The sequence below is a fragment of the Chitinophaga rupis genome, assembly GCF_900109685.1.
Taxonomy (GTDB): domain Bacteria; phylum Bacteroidota; class Bacteroidia; order Chitinophagales; family Chitinophagaceae; genus Chitinophaga; species Chitinophaga rupis.
Window position 1 is genome coordinate 1 of sequence record NZ_FOBB01000012.1, and the last position, 18863, is coordinate 18863.

General features: G+C 49.0%; 13 protein-coding genes. 4 read left to right on the forward strand and 9 right to left on the reverse strand.

What is annotated here, in order from left to right:
- The 3 genes from BMZ54_RS32830 to BMZ54_RS29965 all read right to left on the reverse strand — a co-directional run.
- Positions 1-291 (reverse strand): transposase (locus BMZ54_RS32830; RefSeq protein ID WP_143081183.1); only part of this gene is annotated, 291 nt, incomplete at its 3' end.
- A gap of 173 nt (positions 292-464) precedes the next feature.
- On the reverse strand, positions 465-2909 hold the full coding sequence (locus BMZ54_RS29960; RefSeq protein ID WP_089920538.1) for an ABC transporter permease: 2445 nt from the start codon (positions 2907-2909) through the stop codon (positions 465-467).
- Positions 2910-3089: 180 nt separating this feature from the next.
- A complete protein-coding gene (locus BMZ54_RS29965; protein ID WP_089920873.1) occupies positions 3090-4259 on the reverse strand; it encodes a PepSY-associated TM helix domain-containing protein in 1170 nt (389 codons plus the stop codon).
- A 619-nt stretch (positions 4260-4878) separates the two neighbouring features.
- On the opposite strand from BMZ54_RS29965, the gene BMZ54_RS29970 reads away from it, so the two are divergent.
- The 4 genes from BMZ54_RS29970 to BMZ54_RS29985 all read left to right on the forward strand — a co-directional run bounded on the left by BMZ54_RS29970 (position 4879) and on the right by BMZ54_RS29985 (position 7926).
- A complete protein-coding gene (locus tag BMZ54_RS29970; RefSeq protein ID WP_089920540.1) occupies positions 4879-5172 on the forward strand; it encodes an RNA polymerase sigma factor in 294 nt (97 codons plus the stop codon).
- 158 nt (positions 5173-5330) lie between these two features.
- Positions 5331-6446: a FecR family protein gene (locus tag BMZ54_RS29975; protein WP_089920542.1), complete on the forward strand. Its 1116-nt coding sequence runs from the start codon at positions 5331-5333 to the stop codon at positions 6444-6446.
- Between the two features lie 349 nt (positions 6447-6795).
- On the forward strand, positions 6796-7119 hold the full coding sequence (locus BMZ54_RS29980; protein WP_089920544.1) for an ArsR/SmtB family transcription factor: 324 nt from the start codon (positions 6796-6798) through the stop codon (positions 7117-7119).
- Between the two features lie 261 nt (positions 7120-7380).
- Complete coding sequence (locus BMZ54_RS29985; protein WP_089920546.1) at positions 7381-7926, forward strand: RNA polymerase sigma factor; 546 nt, start codon at positions 7381-7383, stop codon at positions 7924-7926.
- Here BMZ54_RS29985 and BMZ54_RS29990 read toward each other — a convergent pair.
- From BMZ54_RS29990 to BMZ54_RS30015, 6 genes are all read right to left on the reverse strand, one after another.
- Complete coding sequence (locus tag BMZ54_RS29990) at positions 7920-10805, reverse strand: glycosyl hydrolase (RefSeq protein ID WP_089920548.1); 2886 nt, start codon at positions 10803-10805, stop codon at positions 7920-7922. The two genes, BMZ54_RS29985 and BMZ54_RS29990, sit on opposite strands and share 7 nt — an antisense overlap.
- Positions 10806-11030: 225 nt before the next feature.
- Positions 11031-12512: a RagB/SusD family nutrient uptake outer membrane protein gene (locus BMZ54_RS29995; RefSeq protein WP_089920550.1), complete on the reverse strand. Its 1482-nt coding sequence runs from the start codon at positions 12510-12512 to the stop codon at positions 11031-11033.
- 29 nt (positions 12513-12541) lie between these two features.
- Positions 12542-15898, reverse strand: a complete 3357-nt coding sequence (locus BMZ54_RS30000; RefSeq protein WP_162277706.1) for a SusC/RagA family TonB-linked outer membrane protein — start codon at positions 15896-15898, stop codon at positions 12542-12544.
- Positions 15899-16208: 310 nt separating this feature from the next.
- A complete protein-coding gene (locus BMZ54_RS30005; RefSeq protein ID WP_162277707.1) occupies positions 16209-17345 on the reverse strand; it encodes a FecR family protein in 1137 nt (378 codons plus the stop codon).
- 95 nt (positions 17346-17440) lie between these two features.
- A complete protein-coding gene (locus BMZ54_RS30010) occupies positions 17441-17986 on the reverse strand; it encodes an RNA polymerase sigma factor (protein ID WP_089920556.1) in 546 nt (181 codons plus the stop codon).
- Positions 17987-18051: 65 nt separating this feature from the next.
- Positions 18052-18801 carry a 3-keto-disaccharide hydrolase gene (locus BMZ54_RS30015; protein ID WP_089920558.1) on the reverse strand — a complete coding sequence of 250 codons (750 nt, stop codon included), beginning with the start codon at positions 18799-18801 and terminating at the stop codon, positions 18052-18054.
- Positions 18802-18863 lie beyond the last annotated feature (62 nt).

The following is an 18863-nucleotide window of genomic DNA, read 5'->3' on the forward strand; positions in this document are numbered from 1 at the left end:
TTCTACTTTTAAAAGGGCTTCCTTTAATTGTTTTTCCTTATCTGTATTGGAGGCTCCTGCTTTTAGGTCCGGTGAGCCAACTGCTGGATCTTTTTTAACTACTGGCAGCTGATCCTGGCTGTAATGCCTTTCGTACCAGGACACCATACTCCTAACGACCTCTCTGTTTTTAAGGCCGTACTTCTTTGCCAACTCCCCATAGCTTTGATCTGTCGATAGATATTCCCGGGCAACGCTGATTTTCAAGGTCTCGGCGTAGATAGGAGGTGGTCCTAATGATTTTCCTTTCATGTTAGTAATTTAATTAATCCTTAATTAACCCCCAACATGTAAAGTCAATTCTGAATCAATACAGAATGCAAGTAGTAATGGATACCTGGTTTATTCCACGGGGTACCCAAATAAAAACAGGCTGTATCAGTATATGATACAGCCTGTTCCCTTCTTAAAGGATATCTTTTATGTTATTCCGTTTTCAAACTCTTTACCGGGTTGGCTACTGCGGCTTTTACCGCCTGGAAGCTGATGGTAAAAAAGGCAATTAATAATGCCAGTAAGGCGGCTATGGCAAATACCCACCATTGGATGCTGATACGGTAGGCAAAATGCTGCAGCCATTGCTGCATGCCCCAACCCGCAATGGGAGCGGCTATGAGCGCTGCTATAATTACCAGCTGCAAAAATTCTCTGGATAATAAGGTTACTACCTGGCTTACTGAGGCGCCCAGCACTTTACGGATGCCGATCTCTTTCACCTTTTGCTCTGCCGTGAACAGGGCCAGGCCGTACAGTCCCAGGCAGGAAATAAATACGGCCATAATGGTGAAAATGGTAATGATAGTACCGGTACGCCGCTCCATTTCATAATTATGCTGGAACTGCCGGTCTAAAAAGTAATATTCAAAAGGCTCTTCGCTGTTAAGGGTTTTCCAGGTAGCGGCCAGAGATTGCAGGGCGCTTTGCAGCTGCTTTGTATTGAGGTGCACCATCAGGTAGTTATACTGCCCCTGCTGCATTTCAAAGCTGTAAGATTTAATGGGTTCCTGCAAGCCTTCAAAGTGAAAGTTCTTCGTTACGCCAATGATCTCGTAGGTATACTTGCGGTCCTGCCAGTCAAAGAAAATGCGTTTGCCAATAGCTTCTGCCGGCTGGTAACCCAGCTCCCTGACGGCTTTTTCATTTAATACGATCTTGTTAAAACCGGCAGTATCTGCTGCAAATCCGTTGGAGAAAAAGCGGCCGGCCAGCAAGGGGATCCGCAAAGTGGCGGCATAATCATAGTCTACCCAGTTGGAGCGGATGCTTACTCCTTCTTTGGACGATTTACCTTCTGTATAGAAACTTTTATCAGAAAGTACGGAGGTGCCCGGGTAAGTATCGCAGCCGGAGGCCTCTGCTACAAAGCTGCTTTTTTTGACCTCTGTTTTAAAAACTTCATACATCTTTTTGGCATGCGCTGTTCTCAGGGGTATCACTACTTGCTGCGATTGCTGGAAACCCAGCTGCTGGTGCTGCATGTACCGCATTTGCTGCAAAATGATGATGGAGGCCAGGATGAGGCAAATGGCAATGGCAAACTGGAAAACCACCAGCCCCTTGCGTACGAACACTGCGGCAAAACTGTTCTTTAGCCGGCCCTTTAATACCTGCACCGGGCGAAAGGCGGAAAGGTAGAAAGCCGGATAGCTGCCGGCCAGCAAACCCGCCACCAGCGTAAGTATCACAAAAGCGGTAATGTACAAAGGATTGGCCAGCACATTTAAGGTGATGGCGCTTCCGGAAATATCATTGAACAAGGGCAACAGAGCGGCCAGTAAAATAACGGCCAGCACTAATGCAATCACGCTGGCCAGCACCGATTCGCCTATGAATTGCTGTACCAGCGAGCCGTTACCGGCGCCAATGGCCTTGCGAATACCCACTTCCACCGCGCGTTTGCTGCTGCGGGCAGTGGAAAGGTTCATGAAATTAATACAGGCAATCACCAGTATGAATACCGCGATCAGGATGAGCATGTATACATAGGTAATGCTGCCATTGCGGGCAAACTCCGCATCCAGGTGGGAGTGCAGGTGAATAGCCGTTACCGGCTGCAGGAAATGTTTTTTATCGAACCCGGCTGCTTTCAGCCATTTGCGCTCATATTTTTCTATAAAGGCGGGGAATTTACTTTCCAGCACCTCCGCACGGGCGCCGGGTTTAAGCCGGAGATAGGTATAGAAGATATTGTTAACAGCAAAGTCTGTGGTGGTACGTGCAAACTCGCCCATGCCCCCGCTTTGCAGCGACATAAAAAAGGTACCGTCAATATGCGATTTGCCGGTGGGGGTAAACACGCCGGTAATGCGGTAATCAATCTGCCCGTTGCTGTTATTGATGCGGATGATCTTATTTAATGCAGGCCCAGTACCGAATAATTTCAGGGCCATTTCATTAGAGATCACTACGGTATTGGGCTCCTGCAGGGCATTATAGGGGTCGCCTTCTGTAAAATGATAGTTGAAGATGCGGAAAAAAGGCGCATCGGCCATATAACCATGGCTTTGATAAAATGACTTCACCAGGGCGCCGCCTTCATAATACTGCAACAAACTCTTATCCTCATTATAGGGTACAAACAAACGGGCTGCCTGCTCCACTTCCGGAAATTCCAGCTGCAGGGCGGCCGCAATGGGCGCGGCGCTCACAGCATTGGGAATAGCCCCTTCCCGGCCAATGCTTATAGTACCCAGGCGGTATAGGTCCTGGGGGCGCCGGTGCTGCCGGTCATAGCTGAACTGATCCTGCACATACAATAAAATGAACATGCAGCAAGCCAGGCCAATGGCCAAACCAGCTACGTTAATAATGGAAAACACCTTATTGCGCCACATATTGCGCCAGGCGGTTTTAAGATAGTTTTTAAACATACCCGGGAATTAAGCATATAGGGGCACACAAAGGGAGTGCTGGATTATGTAGAGATTGATTCCCAGATGATTGTGATGTATGCGTAAGGGGAAGTGTCCGGTTTTAAGGCAGTAGAGTGTTCGAATCTGAACGGGAGGTGCGGAGCTTGTGTGTGCCCCACCTTGAGGTGTGGCACACGGTTACGCCATTACCGCCTGTTTGGCGGCCACGGGTTTGGCCTTGCTTTTCTTATGCCTGCGGCCCCACCAGATGTAAACGCCGGTAACGGGCAGGCTGGCGGCTATAAGGCTGGCACAGAAAGCCATGATCTTGCCGGGCAGGCCCAGTACGGCGCCTACGTGAATATCATAGTTCATACGGGCCAGCTTATCTGCAGCAGATGCTTTGGCAAAACGGTTGTAGGAGTGGGTAACCGGTATTTCCTGAAGGGTGTATTGATCAAAATAGAGAATATCCTGCTTCCAGTAAGTATCCATATCCGGGTTGGCTACGGCAGAAATGGCGGCGGTATCGCTTTCCGGGTAGTGCACTTCTATGATCTGCGCTTTAGGATAATCTGCCTTCATTTTTTCCCAGAGCCGGTCTGTAACCGGGGTGGCAGCGGCCAGTGCAGCGGTGTTCTTTTTAGAGAAGGGCTCGTAATATTGCACCAGGCTTTTACCGCCGGAGCTTGTCCAGTACACGGTTTTGGCAAACCACTGAAAACCCATCACCAAACCGGTAAGGGCTATAAAAATGATCACCCAGCTAATATAGAAGCCCAGCACATTATGTAGGTCATAGTTCACCCGCCGCCAGCGGGCATTCCATTTTATGGAAAAACGCTGTTTGCTGGCAGCCCGGTTCTTAGGCCACCACAGCACCAGGCCGGTAATAAGCATGATCACGAAAATAAGGGTGGCGCTGGCTACAATGGGCTGGCCAATGGCAGGCGGCAGCCATAAATAGTAATGGCCCATGATCACGATCCGGAAAAAATCGCGGTTCATATCCTTTACCTTCAGCACCTGCCCGCTATAGGGATTAAAGTATACGATGTAATAATATTCGGGATCTGCCGCATAAAAGGCCACTTCAGCGGCCCGGTCTTTGGGAAAAAAGCTTACGCTGTGCGGGTGCTTGCCGGGCAGGGCCTTTTCTGCGGCGGCCTTTAATACAGAAGGAGGCAGAAAAGGGCGCTGCTCATTTTTAATATAACGGTAAGGGGTAGTTACACTTTCAATTTCGTGCTGAAAAGCCAGTATACAGCCGGTAAGGCCCAGGAATAAAACTATCAGGCCGGAGGTAAGCCCCAGCCAAAGATGTATTTTCCCTATCCAGTACTTCAGATCCTTTTTCTTAGTTCCCATATGGTAAAGCCGGCGGCCTAACACGCCTTATTATAGGTATTTAACATATAAAAACGTTTGCCTTACAGCAGTGGTCCCCATTTGTTAATGCCTTTGTCACTTATCAGATTACCTGGCAAAATTGCGATTAAAGCGGCTAAAGTGTTTACGGGATCGGGAAAAATATTTACGGGATACGAAAAAATCTGAACCGGATCGGGCAATGGCGGGAGGACGGATCTATAACAGCATAGCCTACACGATATTTTCACTGCAGGGCTTTTTACCTGATGGTGGTAAAGCGGCCACCATATATTTATCCGGTAATTGCTTATTCCTGCAATCCGCCCTGGTACCGTGTTAGTTGTACATGATCATGCCCGCCTGTTCTACAGAATTACGGCTACAGTCATTCACAAAAAAAATTATTTACGTTAACAACGGTCAAATAATATTTTCTGTACTTTTAGTTGGTATAAGTTAGGCACAACTGCTTGTCATAAGAATTACGAACCTTGCCCTGAAAGTTAGATGCTCTTCCTTAGAATTGTTGCCTGGTTCCGGCTATTGTATCGTAGACATCGGGAATCATATACCGGCTACGGGCCAACGTTATGAACAGAAAAACCAAATCTAGTGTATGAAACGAAAAGTGGAGCAACACAATGACAAACAATTATTACGCAGACTCAGAACGGGCGACCCAAATGCGTTGAACGATGCCTATCGTCAATACCGTGTATGGCTGCTGGTGGTAGCTACTACTTATCTCACCGATGAAGCTGAAGCCAAAACCCTGGTGGAAGACTTTTTTATAGAATGCTGGGATAAAAATTTATTTAAGGATGTTCGCGTTCCGTTAAGGACTTTTCTTTTCAAAACCCTTACAGAGCGTTGCAAAAAACAGGGTATACAGATAAACATGTACCCCTGATAAATCTTCGGGAATAGATCAACAATATGCCATTTTATTGACCGGTAGTAACATTATTACTTCTACTTCGACCATGTCATTATTTGTATGACTGCCAACGAAACAACATTGTAGCCTTGACACACACACAACAACAGAACGAACACCTATGGCAACTGATGTTTGAGAAAGTTGCCGGCGTGATCTCCACGAAAGACCTGCATTACCTGGAAGCGCAGCTCCGGGAAGATGAATCCATGCAGGAAGCATTCCACGCAATACAGATCAGCTTTGGTCATGAAGATCTTGAACGTTTAAAGGAGGATGAGGACTGGATCGATATTTTAAGCGTGATCAAAACCCGGCCACGCACCACCCACCAGCACCGCTTTGGTAAATATACCGTGGCAGCTGTGCTGGCTGGCCTGCTGGTAAGCAGCGCAGGGCTGTACTTTTTAACGAACCGTAAAACAACCCCACCCTTAGCTGCTGTTACTGCCGGCGAATCCCCGCAGGCAGTAGTATTACAGCTGGCCGACAGTAAAACTGTGCTGCTGTCTGACAAAACCACCAACATTCGCCTGGGCGATGTGCAGCTGCACAACGCGGCAGACCAGCTCACCTTTAGCAGCCCGGATAATTTTTCTGTATATGGCGGGCAGCACACGCTGATAGTGCCGGTAGCCAAATCGTACAGGGTTACCCTGTCTGATGGTACAGCTGTATGGCTGAATGCCGACACCCGCCTGCAATTTCCCTTTAGTTTTAACGGCAGCAGCCGGGAAATTACCCTGCTGAGCGGGGAGGCGTTTATAGAGGTGGCCCCTGATGCCGGCCAGCCTTTTATTGTACACACACCTAACAGCACGGTGCAGGTATTGGGCACGGCATTTAATATTAATGCCTACAACCCAAAGCAGGTGCGCCTGTCGCTGGTAAGCGGGTCTGTTAAAATGAACACCCATGGCGCAGCCGTGGTGGTAAAACCCGGTATGGAAGCGGTGTACACGCCGCCCGAAGGCTTATATACACAATCCTTTGACGAAAAAACGGTGCTGAGCTGGAAAGCCGGTAAGCACTTCTTTGATAAGGCCTCCCTGTCAGATATCTGCCTGATCCTGTACCGCCATATGGGTATTAAAGCGGTTATAGACAGCAGCCTGCGGAGGCATGATATTCACTTTAACGGTATGGTGGATAAGCATAAACCCATCCAGGAGTTTATGGATGATGTGAAGAACATGACCGGGGTAGATTATTACTTTGACGCGCAGGGTATCCTGCATTTCAGATAAACTGCTTAATACAGCATTACTGCTGTTATAGTTTGCTTAAAGGTTGAGGTACGTTACAAGGGAATAATAAGTACCTCCGGCGCATTCCGGGTGATGCCGGCATGCGCCACAAATGCACATTGGCGGCCATGGCCGCCAATGCTTTTTACAAGCACCCCTGGCAGATCAGGTACAGTCCCCCCTATAACCGGCCTGTTTTAACCCGGTATTTGTTATAAGCCGCTACGGCAATCCGGCTACAGCAAAGCATTGTAAAGACTGCTCCCCTGGTAATAATGTTTCAGTAACCAAAAGGTTTCATTATTTTTGTGGCGGGGGAAATTTTCATCCCCGGTTAATTACATTTATCATGAGACGGGATGTTTTCCAGGCGATCGCGGATCCAACGAGAAGGGAGATTATACACTTACTGGCCCAGCAGGCCCTTAACCTGAATGCGGTAGCAGAGAACTTTGATATCAGCCGGCCGGCTATTTCCAAACATATTAAAATACTCACGGAATGCGGGCTGGTGGTGATCAAACAACAGGGCCGGGAACGGTATTGCTATGCGGAGCTGCAAAAACTGCAGGAGGTAGCGGAGTGGACTGAAAAGTACCGTATTTTCTGGACCGCGAAACTGGATGCGCTGGAAAATTTCCTGGAAAAAACGCAGCCCCGGAAGAAAAAATAATTGTCATTTTCCCTACCGTTCCGGGGGTGTTGCGCTTATAATGCTCAGAATAATTACGCCCCGCTATAAATAACACTACCATCCTCTCAAGCAGCCATCACAGGACATTTTAGTAAATTATAAATATACCGGCCTAAGATCCGGCCGGGCAGGTACGCCGTATATTTCCAAGGAACGCCTCCTATACTGATACCTTCTTACTGTTCACTTTGTCCGGAATTTAGCTGCATTTGATTATTCATCTTACCCAATTACGGCAGTATGAATCCGAATGATCAACTCTTATTAAACCGCCTGAAAGCTGGTGATGTTACCGCTTTTACGCAGCTCGTTAGCCAGTACCGCCGCTGGATGGTTTATATAGCCTATACGCTGCTGGAAGATGAAACGGAAGCGCATGATGTTGTGCAGGATTTTTTTATGGATTGCTGGGAGAAACAATTATTCACGAACGTAACCATCTCACTGAAAAGTTTTTTACACTGCGCCATGAAGAACCGTTGCCTGAACCGACTGCGGGATGAGGCTTTGCGCCGGAAGAAATTAAAGGTACTGCTACAGCAGGCTACCGAGCTGCCTCTGCAGCCTGCCGAGAACAGTGATTTCTGGGAACGCGTGCTGCAGGTGGTTGAGCAGGTGCCGCCCGCATCTGCACAGGTATTCCGGTACACCTATTTTCACGGCATGAACCGTAAGGAGGTAGCCTTACAGCTTGGCATCAGCCCCTCTACCGTTAAGCACCAGCTGGCGCGCTCCCTGCGCATTGTACGTAACCTGCTGCTGCGCAGTCCCCAGCTCCATTACTGATCCTGCGTTTCCAACACCACCGGCCCTAATAAACCGGATTCCAGCAGCTGCCATTCCGGGCGGATGGTGATATTGGTTTTGGTGAACCGCTTTTCCGCAGGCACACCACGGTCGCCCACCAGGCGGTTACGCCAGCTGTTGATCACTTCTACTTCCAGCACATTCTTACCCGGCTGTATATCGTTTAAGGCTATACGATAAGGCGGCGCCCACAATACCCCGATCTCTTTTCCATTTAACTTTACTCCAGCGATGCCTACATCTTTTACCGCGCCCAGGTTCAGGTAAATGTGCTTTTGCTTTGGATCATAATTAAACTCCTTGTGATATACCACGCTACCGGAGTAGTAACGGATGCCCGGTTCCGGCCTTTCCGTCCAGCTGGTCAGGGATGGGAACTCCACGGAGGCCGGGCCGCCCCAGCGTTCATCAAAATGTAATTGCCAGGGGCCCTGCAGGGTATCTGTTACCCTGAACTCAGGGAAGTTGGTGGCTGCTGTGCCTTGCTGTGTAACCGGTACAGGTTTGCGGAACACCACAAACCAGGAACCATAAGGCGCAAAAGATACCGGCACTGTAGTAACGCCCCCAGCCTGTGTATACGCTACTGCCGGTTGGGTGCGGCCGCTTACCGGGTCCCAGAACTCAGGCTGGCGCCCGCTTACCCGGAAGCTAACAGTAGCGTTTACAGGTGTTTGCTTCCGGCTGCTGATGAAATAATAATCCGCTTCATTCCAACGGTGATGGATATATCCAAATGTATCCGTAGCTGAGGCTTCAAAATGACAGTCTTCCGCTATGTGCTGTAAGGCCAGCCATTCTGCGGCTGTGTAGCCCCAGGCCATACGACCCTTACCTACTGCCCGGCTGCCCGCTTGCTGATTGGCCGTACTATCTGTACCCCATAAATGCGCTACCAGCTGTTGTAATGTTTTGCCGGAGGCAGCATACTTTTCCAGGCTTACCGTTCGCTGTGTACGCGTGCCTATCACCGTGGCGCCGGCGCTTACCAGCTGATCTATTTTTTGCAACGCAGCCAGTGACAGTACACGGTGTTTGGGCAATACCAGCACGCGGTAACGCATACCATGGGGCAGCGTGATCCAGCCTTGCTGTACCTGTAAGGCCATTAACCGCTCCTCATTGATCACGTCATAATCGTAGCCGGGTAAAGCGCCCGCGGGATCATCTTCTTTCAGCCGTGCAATATTCGGCACATGATCTCCATAATAATAGAGCACATCGGCTACAAAACGGCCCTGCTGCATCATGTACTGCGCGCGGGCCATGTAGCTCCAGAAGGCATCTGAATATTTCCACCAGGTTATGTTGGGATTAAAGTGCGTGCCTGCAAAATATTCCTGCCCCGGCAAACCCATTTCAGGCGGCGAGCTGGTAAAGGTATGCAGCAAAGTAAGGTTCAGGCCTGCACACAGTTCATGGTCAAAGCTGGGCTTCATTTCTTTCCAGATAATATCGTCCCAGTGATGGCCAATAGTGGTAAAGGCTTCTGCACCTACCAGGTTCTTATTGTAGATGTGCGCTGCGCTGGCGGCCTGTTTCACAAAAAAGCGGCTTTCCGGCAAAGGGCGGTGTGCGGAGGGCGACCAGAACTCGCCCATCATAATTTCACTGTGCCCAAAATTCTTTAATCCATCAAAGGGGCCTGCGTGCGGGCCGGCACTTTCCGGCTGAATGCCCATGCCATAAGCGGCGGCTTTTTCCTGGAATACCTTGTAATGATTATCGGCTATACAATCGCTGATGGTTTTGCGCAGGTCTGCTAAAAAACGGTTGCTCACCTCGCGGCTGTCAATGAGCTTACCGGCCACTATGGGTAAGTAAGGGAGCAGATCATATCCCCTGCGGTTGCGGAATTCCTGCTGAAAATCTTCTGTCCAGTTAATGCCGCCCAGCTCCCAGCTGTCTGTTTGCAGGTAACGCAGGGTAGTACCTGCATCCTTGCCAATGCTTTGCAGCAGCGGTTGTACATGTGTATCCCAATACCGGGTAAAATGCTGCCGGCTCATGTAATCAATTACTAAGCCCTGCCATTTACCGCTGGAGGTAGAAATTTCTGCGCCATTGAGGGTGTACCCAAATCTCAGGATCACCCATTTGCCGGCAGGCGCTTTCCAGCTGAGGATACCCTGTGCATTCATTTTTTGCGTAAGGTTAATAACGGCACTGTGCTGTGCATGTACCAGCTTATTATTGGTGGTATCCTCATTCAGCAGAAAGCGTGTATCCGTAGCGGAGCCGCCTACTTCATCAAAAGCTGCTTTCTGTCTCAGGTTATGCAGAGGTTGTATGCCGGTGGTATCCTTGTATGGGAAGGCCAGCACTGCAATGTCTTTATAAAAACCGTCCAGCGCTGCTGGTACCGGTAAAGCCTGTACGTAGTTCTGATTACCATTGATGATGGTTTGCGACCAGGTTAAACGTTTGGCGGCTTCCTGCGGTTTTACATCCGGCGCGCCCAGGTTCCAGCCGCTTTGTATGTTAAGGCTTAATACCAAACCCAAGCGGTGGGCTTCCTGTACGGCAAAGCGGAACAGCTCCTGCCAGGCGGGTGAGCCAAACAGGGGACCTTCCGGCACATTACTATTTCCACGCTGATCCTGCCCGCCTGCATCAAAGATACAGGCTCCGCTGAAACCCTTTGCCTTCATAGCTTCCAGGTCACGGGTAATAGACTGTTTGCTTACATTGCCATTCAGCCACCACCACCAGCAGCGGATGCCGTAAGCAGCAGGCGGCTGCTGAAAGGCTGTTTCAGAAAGTTGTGTATTGGTGTTGTTATTGGGTTGTTGTGCAAATGCCTGTTGTGATAGTAACAAACCGGATAAAAGGCCGGTTAAGATGATGCTGGATCTCATACGCGTGTTTATTCAAAAAATGTAAAATTATAATGATTATCCGCTTTCTTATACCAACGTCATTGCGTGGCCGCGCCCCAGGGCCAGCAGAGAGCAGGGCCAAAGCAATCTCCTGCCATCGGGAGATTGCTTCGGCGCCCACGCTTAGTAACTTCGCTTTACGCCTCGCAATGACGTAGCAGATGGCAATCGCAATTATGCTGGTGTAGAAAAGCGGATAATCATTTAATCCATCAGCTGTACTTCCCTGCGCGGGTACTGGTAGATAAGCTTTATGCCGGTATAGGCGGCAGGCACCAGGTAAGCTTTCAATGCCTTTTCCCTGGCTGCATGCGCCAGCATAACAGCAGTGCCCTGGCCGGTGCGCAGCAGGTCAAACCAGCGGTGATCTTCAAAGGCCAGCTCTACCCTCCGTTCCTGCCATACAGCCTGGCGAAAGGCTTCCTGCGTGCTTACATTCAGCGCGGGGTTGGCGTTACCGCTTGTTTTGGGCAACAGCCCTGCGCGCTGGCGCACCTGGTTCAACAATGTATATGCTTCCCCGTTAGCTGCAAAACCGGCTTCATTTAAACACTCCGCCAGCATCAGCAGCACATCTGCAAAACGGTATACCGGGAAATTGCTGGCCGTTTGGTAACGGATGGCATGCGGTGTTTTATACTTGATCACATAAGGTACTATCTTACTGGTATTGGGATCCGTAAAGGAAAGGCTGATGGATGCATCCTTACGTTTATCGCCTGCTTCATATGCATCCAGCATATCCTGGGTGGGAATGTTCCAGCCGGATCCGGAGCCTGTATACAAACCAAAACCGGTAATGCTGGTGCCTGCATTGTAAGGCGCAAACTGGTACATAAAATCGCTGAACTCATTGGAGCTGCCTTCCATGTACTGGATCTCAAAGATGGATTCTACACTGTTCTTATTAGCCAGTGTGTACAGGCTGGCATAATCCGGCAGCAGGGTGTATCCGTTGGGCGATTGCATAACAGCGCGTAACAACGGTACTGCGTTATTGTATTGTTTTTGCGTAAGGTATACTTCTGCCAGCAGGGTTTGTGCGCTGGCTTTTACTGCACGGCCTTTATCCTTGGCATTTGTCCATGCATCCGGCAGGTTGGCGATAGCTGTTTGCGCATCTGCTATGATCTGGGTATAGATGTCGGCAGCTGGTTTACGTTCGGCTACATTAAAGGCATCGCTGGTGGAGGTTACTTCATGCGTAACCAATGGAATATCGCCAAAGGCGCGTACCAGGTTAAAGTAATAGAAAGCCCGCAGAAAGCTGGCCTGGCCGGTGATCTGTGTTTTTATGGTTGCGTCTATGGTGGCGCCGCTTAAGTGGTCCAGCACAGTGTTACAGCGTGCAATGCCATTGTAGCTATAGTTAAAGTACGCGTATACAAAACTGTTATCATCCTGCTCGCGGAACTCATCCAGCTCCTCGCGTGCAAAACCGGAAGCGTCGCCGGTATTCTTCTGGTAAGAGGTATTGTCGGAACGCATTTCCGCCAGTACCCAGTGGCTGCCGGTGTATAAACCCTGCAATGGCGCATAGGCGCCGTTTAAGGCCTGTACAAACTGGTCGGCGGTCTTAAAATAATTGCCTTCTTTCTGGAACTGCTCCGGCGATATATCCAGAAAACTTTTTCCGCAGGCAGTAAGCAGCAGGCATATAAGCAATAAATATCTTGTGTGTTTCATGTTACATGTTTTTAGTAAGCCATCACATCCTATAACTTCAGGTTTGCGCCCAGTGTAAATGTGGCTGGTACCGGGTAACCGGTATAGTTAACGCCCGGCGCCAGGGAGTTGCTGCCGTTCACATTCACTTCCGGGTTGCCCCTGTAGGAAGAGAAGATCCAGGCATTCTGCGCGCTGAAGTATACCCGCACATTATTGGCTGCTTTTATTTTAAAACTGTAGCCCAGGGTAATATTCCTTAGCGCTACGTACGATGCATCTTTTACCCACAGGGAGTTGATCTCACGCGCCAGCGGTGTGCTGGCCACCGTGGTGGGCAGCTGCCCGTTGCCCGGCTGCTGTGGCGAACGCCAGCGGTTCTTTACATCTTCTTCTACATTAAACACCCCATCCAGGTTAGTGGTAAAACGTTTGTACAGGTCCAGCACCTTAATGCCCTGTGATCCGTTAATGAGAATAGACAGGTCAAAATTGCCGTAGTTGAACTTATTGGTAAGCCCCCATGTAAAATCAGGGTAGGGGCTGCCCATAATGGTTTTGTCGGCGCTGGTAATATTACCATCTCCATTCACATCTTTATACTTCACGGTACCCGGTACCTGTCCGGTTTGATGCGGTGATTTATCTACCTCTTCCTGGCTCTGGAAAATGCCTTCAAAAATATAGCCGTAGAACATGCCCATGGGCTGGCCAATTAAGGAAATATTCGTGCTTTCACTACCGGAAATGATCCTTGATTTATTGCCCAGGTTCTGAATGCGGTTACGGTTAAAGGCTACATTAAAATCCGTGCTCCAGCGGAAGGCATTTATAAAATTGCGGGTGCTTACAGAAAATTCCCAGCCATGGTTACGTACTTCGCCAATGTTGGCAATGCCGCTTTCAAAGCCGGATACGCTGGGTACATCAATGGTTTGCAGCATATTCTTTGTATCGCGGACATAGTATTCACCTATAAAATAAATGCGGCCTTTTAACAGGGACAGGTCAAGACCTACATCTGTTTGCCGGGATGATTCCCAGCCCAGGTCGGGGTTAGCCAGTGCGTTCACACGCACACCGCTGGCCAAGCCACCGCCCAGCACATAGTTAGTATTGTTTAAGAAGTTGCCGTTGTTGTCAATTACTACACCGGGTAAATAGGTATAGTTACCAATGTTATTGTTGCCTGCCAAACCATGGCTGGCGCGTAATTTCAGATCATCAATAAAACGGGTTTTAGGAAAAAAGGGTTCTTCAGATACCCGCCATCCCAGTGATGCGGAGGGGAAGTTACCCCAGCGGTTGTTCTCACCAAAACGGGAAGAACCATCGCGGCGGAATACCACGCTGGCCAGGTAACGGTCTTTAAATCCATAGTTAATACGGCCCAGGTAAGAAAGCTGCCGCCATTCCTGTACGGAGGTTTGCCCGGTTATCACGGCTGCTGCATTTAATGTGCGCACATTATCATCCGGGTATTGTGTGCCGGTAAAGTTGCCGAACTCGCCCCGCTCCTGCTGCGCGGTGTAGCCGGCCAGTAAGGAAAAGCTGTGCTGCTTCCATTGCTTATCGTATGTAAGCGTATTTTCATTCAGCAGGCTTAACACGCTGCCGGTATTATACTGGCCGCTTGCAGGCTGTGGGGGCGGACTGCGGAAGCTGCCCACAAAGGAAGGCACGTAAATATTCTGCTTATCGTTACTGTAATCAACATTCAGGGTGGTTTTAAAATTCAGGCCCGGAATAATTTCCCAGTTCACATACACATTCGTTAACGCACGCACGCTGTTCACCTTGTTGGTAGTGTTCTCCAATACATTCACCGGGTTGGCATTGGAAAAAGCATCTGTGGATCCTATTACCGGCGTAAAGCTGCCATCCGGCTGCTTTACAGGCGGCAAAGGGCTGTTCAGCAAGCCCTGTGTAAGAATGGCGGTGTTAAAGTGGCCTTCTGTTTCCTGCAGGTTGCGGATGTTATAGGTAGGTGAAAAGTTAAGGCCTATGGTAACATTCTTACGTACGTTGCCTTCAATATTTGCGCGGAAGGTATAGCGCTGGAAAGCGGTATTGCGTACAATGCCCTGCTGGTTAAAGTATCCGCCGGAAAGCAGCACCCTGATATCCTCCGATCCTTTGCTCCAGGTTACATTATAGCTTTGAATAGGCGCTGCATGCGTCATAGCATCGTACCAGTTAGTACCGGCTCCTAATGAATCGGGGTTACGGTATTCCTTTGGTACGGATGCCGGATCAAAAGGCTGCCCGGTAAATGCGGCCATATCCTGCCGGTGCTCTGTACGCCACTGTGCGTACTCCTGCGCCGTCATCATCTTTACACGGTTACGTTTATACTCCTGCTGAATGCCGGTATACAGATCCACTTCCAGGCGGCTGGTACCGGGTTTTGCTTTTTTTGTGGTGATGAGTATTACGCCATTGGCGCCACGGGAGCCGTAGATGGCCGCTGCAGAGGCGTCTTTCAGCACCGTGATGGATTCAATATCATTAGGGCTGAAAAGGCTGAGCGGGTTTGAATATTTGTTATAGTTGGTGGTAATGGGAAATCCATCTATCACGTACAGCGGATCATCACCCGCGCCTATGGAACCGGCGCCACGGATACGTACCACCGGGCTTCCACCAGGCGTGCCCGTTACCTGCATTACCTGCACACCGGCTACCTGGCCGGTCAGCTTCTGATCTACGCTGGTTACCGGCAGGTCCTTGATGGATTCTGCACGTACGGTGGATACTGCGCCGGTTACATTACGCCGCTCCTGCTTACCATAACCTACTACCACTACATCCTGCAGGGATTGGGAGGCCGGCCGCAGTTGTATATCTACCGCAGTTTTGCCTTCAACCGACAGCTCCTGTGTTTCATAGCCGATAAAGCTTACCAGCAGCATTGGGTTATTGCCGGTTATACGTAATTTAAAGGTGCCCTCGGGATCGGTAACGGTACCATTGGTGGAGCCTTTTATCACCAGCGTTACGCCGGGTATGGGATGGCCCAGTTCGTCCCTTACCGTACCGGTGATCACTTTTTCCTGGAAGGCTGCAACGGCAATGAGCTTGTCCTTATCCAGCGCATACAATAAAATGCGCTCATCCATCACCTTATAACCAATGTCCATTGGTTTTAATACTTTATCCAACAGTACGCCCAGCTTCTCATTATTTACGGAGAACGACAGCTTGCGGTCTGTCCGGATCACCTCCGGGCTATACAGGAAGCGGATACCTGTTTGCTGCTGCAGCAGCTCAATAATGCCGGAAATTTGTGTAGGCTGTACTGTTAGTGTTACTCTTTTGTTCAATACATCCTGTGCGGATATTTTGCTGGCATACACGGTGCAGGCAAACATACCTGCCAGTGCCAGCTGTATTACTGTTATCCTCATGACAAGCAGTATTTTGGCCTTCCATGGCCTGTGTTGCGGCACATGAATGACCCGCGATGAATAGTAATCGCCAGATTTCATAACATGAAAAATTTGTTGTTTAATAAAAGGATCCGGGAATTAAGGCCGTGCTAAACGGTATTGCGCCACAATACCGGCTGGCCTGGTGGAATTGATTTTGGTTAATTTTTCATAACTTGGAATTGTTTGTTCGTTTAGTAAAAGGATCCGGACAACACTAACAGCCGGTAATGCGCCACATTGCCGGCTTGTTTTTTTGCTGACCGTTATTATTGCTGACTATACATGTTTACTCCGGGCAACCGCTGCCCCTGATAATGATCTTTGTACCCCTGATCTCATAGGCTGCATGTAATACCTGGCAGATCACTTCCATTCTGGCATTAAAATCCATATCAGATATATCTCCTGAGAAATGGCAGTTATTAATACGCTCATTCTCTACTTCTATTTCTATACCGTATACCTGTTCAAAGGTGTGCAGCACTTCCGGTAAGGGCGCCCTGTTAAACACAAAGCTGGCTGCTGCCGCCACTGAACCGGCGCTATGCAAACTATCTGCCGGCATTACCGGCAATAAGGGTAGTGGATCTTCTACCAGCAACGCTTCAAACTGCCGGCTATCTTCCGAATAGATCACTTTCTGGTTTGGCGTAAGGATCACTCCATTGCTAACGTTGGTACGTTCCCGTTTGCGGGAAGCGGTAACCTGCTCATACACTTCTACCTTACCACTGTGCACTGTTACCTCTACCTGTTTCTTCGGATTGGTTTTTATACGGAAGCTGGTGCCCAGCACATGTGTTACCAGGTTATTGTAGTACACATAAAAAGGGCGGTCTGCATCATGGCTTACATCAAAAAAGGCTTCCCCTTCCAGGTATACTTCCCTTTTACCGCTTTTAAAATGCGGCGGGTATAAGAGTTTGGCGCCTGCTTCCAGTATCACGGTGCTGCTATCTTCCAGCTGTATGGTTAACGCCTGTGTGCCGTTGTTCTTTTTCTCCTGCAGGTATTGGGTGGCCAGTAGCTGCCGGGTGTTCCTGTTGCTGTAATACTCCTTATTATAAAGGAACAGTATTGCTGTTAGTACAATCCCAATGGTGATCACGGCCAGCGCAAACAGGCGTATCAGGCGGCCCTGTTTGGTGGCTGTCAGCGGCGCTTCCTCTTGCGGAGCTTCGCCTTCATGGGTGTTGATAGCGCGGTGCAGGCGTTCCATTTCCTGCTGGTATTCCTCTTCCGGCAGCTGCAGGGCAGCAAAGCTAATGAGCTGATCGGCGCTCATGATCACATCCAGCTTTTCCGGATGATTGCTGATCCAGTTCTGCCAGAAAAAAACATCTACAGGGTCTAATTTAAAATAGTACCGCAGGTAGGATTCATTGGCCGCAAAGTCTTCCGGTGCATATAATGTATAATCCATACGGGGGCTTTGTATATATATAAGTGCAACCAACATTCCATTTTTACTATGGAATTGTTATAAAAATTTAAAAATAATTTTTAACGGGCTGATAATTAGAAAAATAGCACCACTCTTAAACACTTACGCAGGATCTTGAGGGAGTCGTATACCTGGTTATAAATGGTACGCGGTGTGGTGGTGGTAAGGGCGGATATTTCTTCGTAGCTCTTATTCTCAAAGAATTTCATGCGGATGATCTCTATCTGGCGCTGGGAGAGCTGCTGCATGGCGGCCCGTACTTTGTCGGCCATTTCTTTTTTTGATTGCATGAGAATGAGCAGCTCTTCGTAGGGGCGTTCTGTTTCGGTAATGCGGGTTTCCATATCGGCCACAGCGTAATGCTGCAGCTTGCCGGCTTCCCGCTGAATTTTCCTGCGGAGATAGGTTTTGAGGTAAGCGCCTACATGCTGTACCGGCGGCAGTTTGTGGCGGTTATACCATATTTCGAGGAAGAGCTCATGAATACAGTCTTTCACCAGGTCTTTATTACCACAGGTGCGGAAGCCTTCTGCAAAAAGCAGCTGGTAGTAAGCCTTGTACAACATGGTAAAGGCTTCTTTGTCATTGTCCCTTATGGCATCCCAAAGTTGATCTTCCACGTGGTATTACGTATGGTGAGTTAGCGGAATATAATAAATTATATCCAGCTAACTATCCTACACTGTCATAATTCCCTTACCCATATGTTGCGGAAGCTCACCTTACTGCCGTGTTCCTGCAGCAGCAGCGGCAGCTTAGCGGCATGGTATACATATTTGGGGTAACCGGCATATACCATGGGACCTTTAATGGCTACATGGTTCTGTATAAGAATGCCGTTCTGAAAAACAGTGATATAAGCGGGTGTTTTCAAAGACTGATCGGCATTAAATTCCGGCGCTTCAAACACCACATCAAAGGTTTGCCAGGTTTGTGGCGGCAGGCTTGCATTTACCAGGGGCGCATATTGTTTGTAAATGCTGCCGGCCTGGCCGTTATAATATATACGTTCCCGGTACTGGTAGCTTTCGTAGATCTGCAGCTCATACAGGCCCATGAACAGCACCCCACTGTTGCCCATGTTATTGCGGCCTTTATTTTCTCCGGGATCAGGCGTTTTCCATTCTATATGCAGCTGTATGCTGCCAAAGGCCTGTTTGGTACGGATATCTTTTGCTTTGGGTACAATGGTGAGCTCATTGCCATTAACTGCCCATTTTACAGCGCTGCTGTCCGGATGCTCCCATTTGTTAAGGTCCTGCGCAGTGGAAAATAACACGATGGCATCTGAAGGCGCATGACGTTTATCCGCAGGGGTTACTACCGGCGGCTGGTGCGACCAGTCCTCGGTGGCTTCAGGCGCAACCTTTTGAGAGAACCCAGCAGCCGGAAGGAGGGCAAAGGAGAGAGTGAGCAATGTGAAGAAACACTTCATTTTTAATTACGAATTGGTCAATTACGAATTACGAATTGGGTAGAGCGTGGTTAAATGTATTT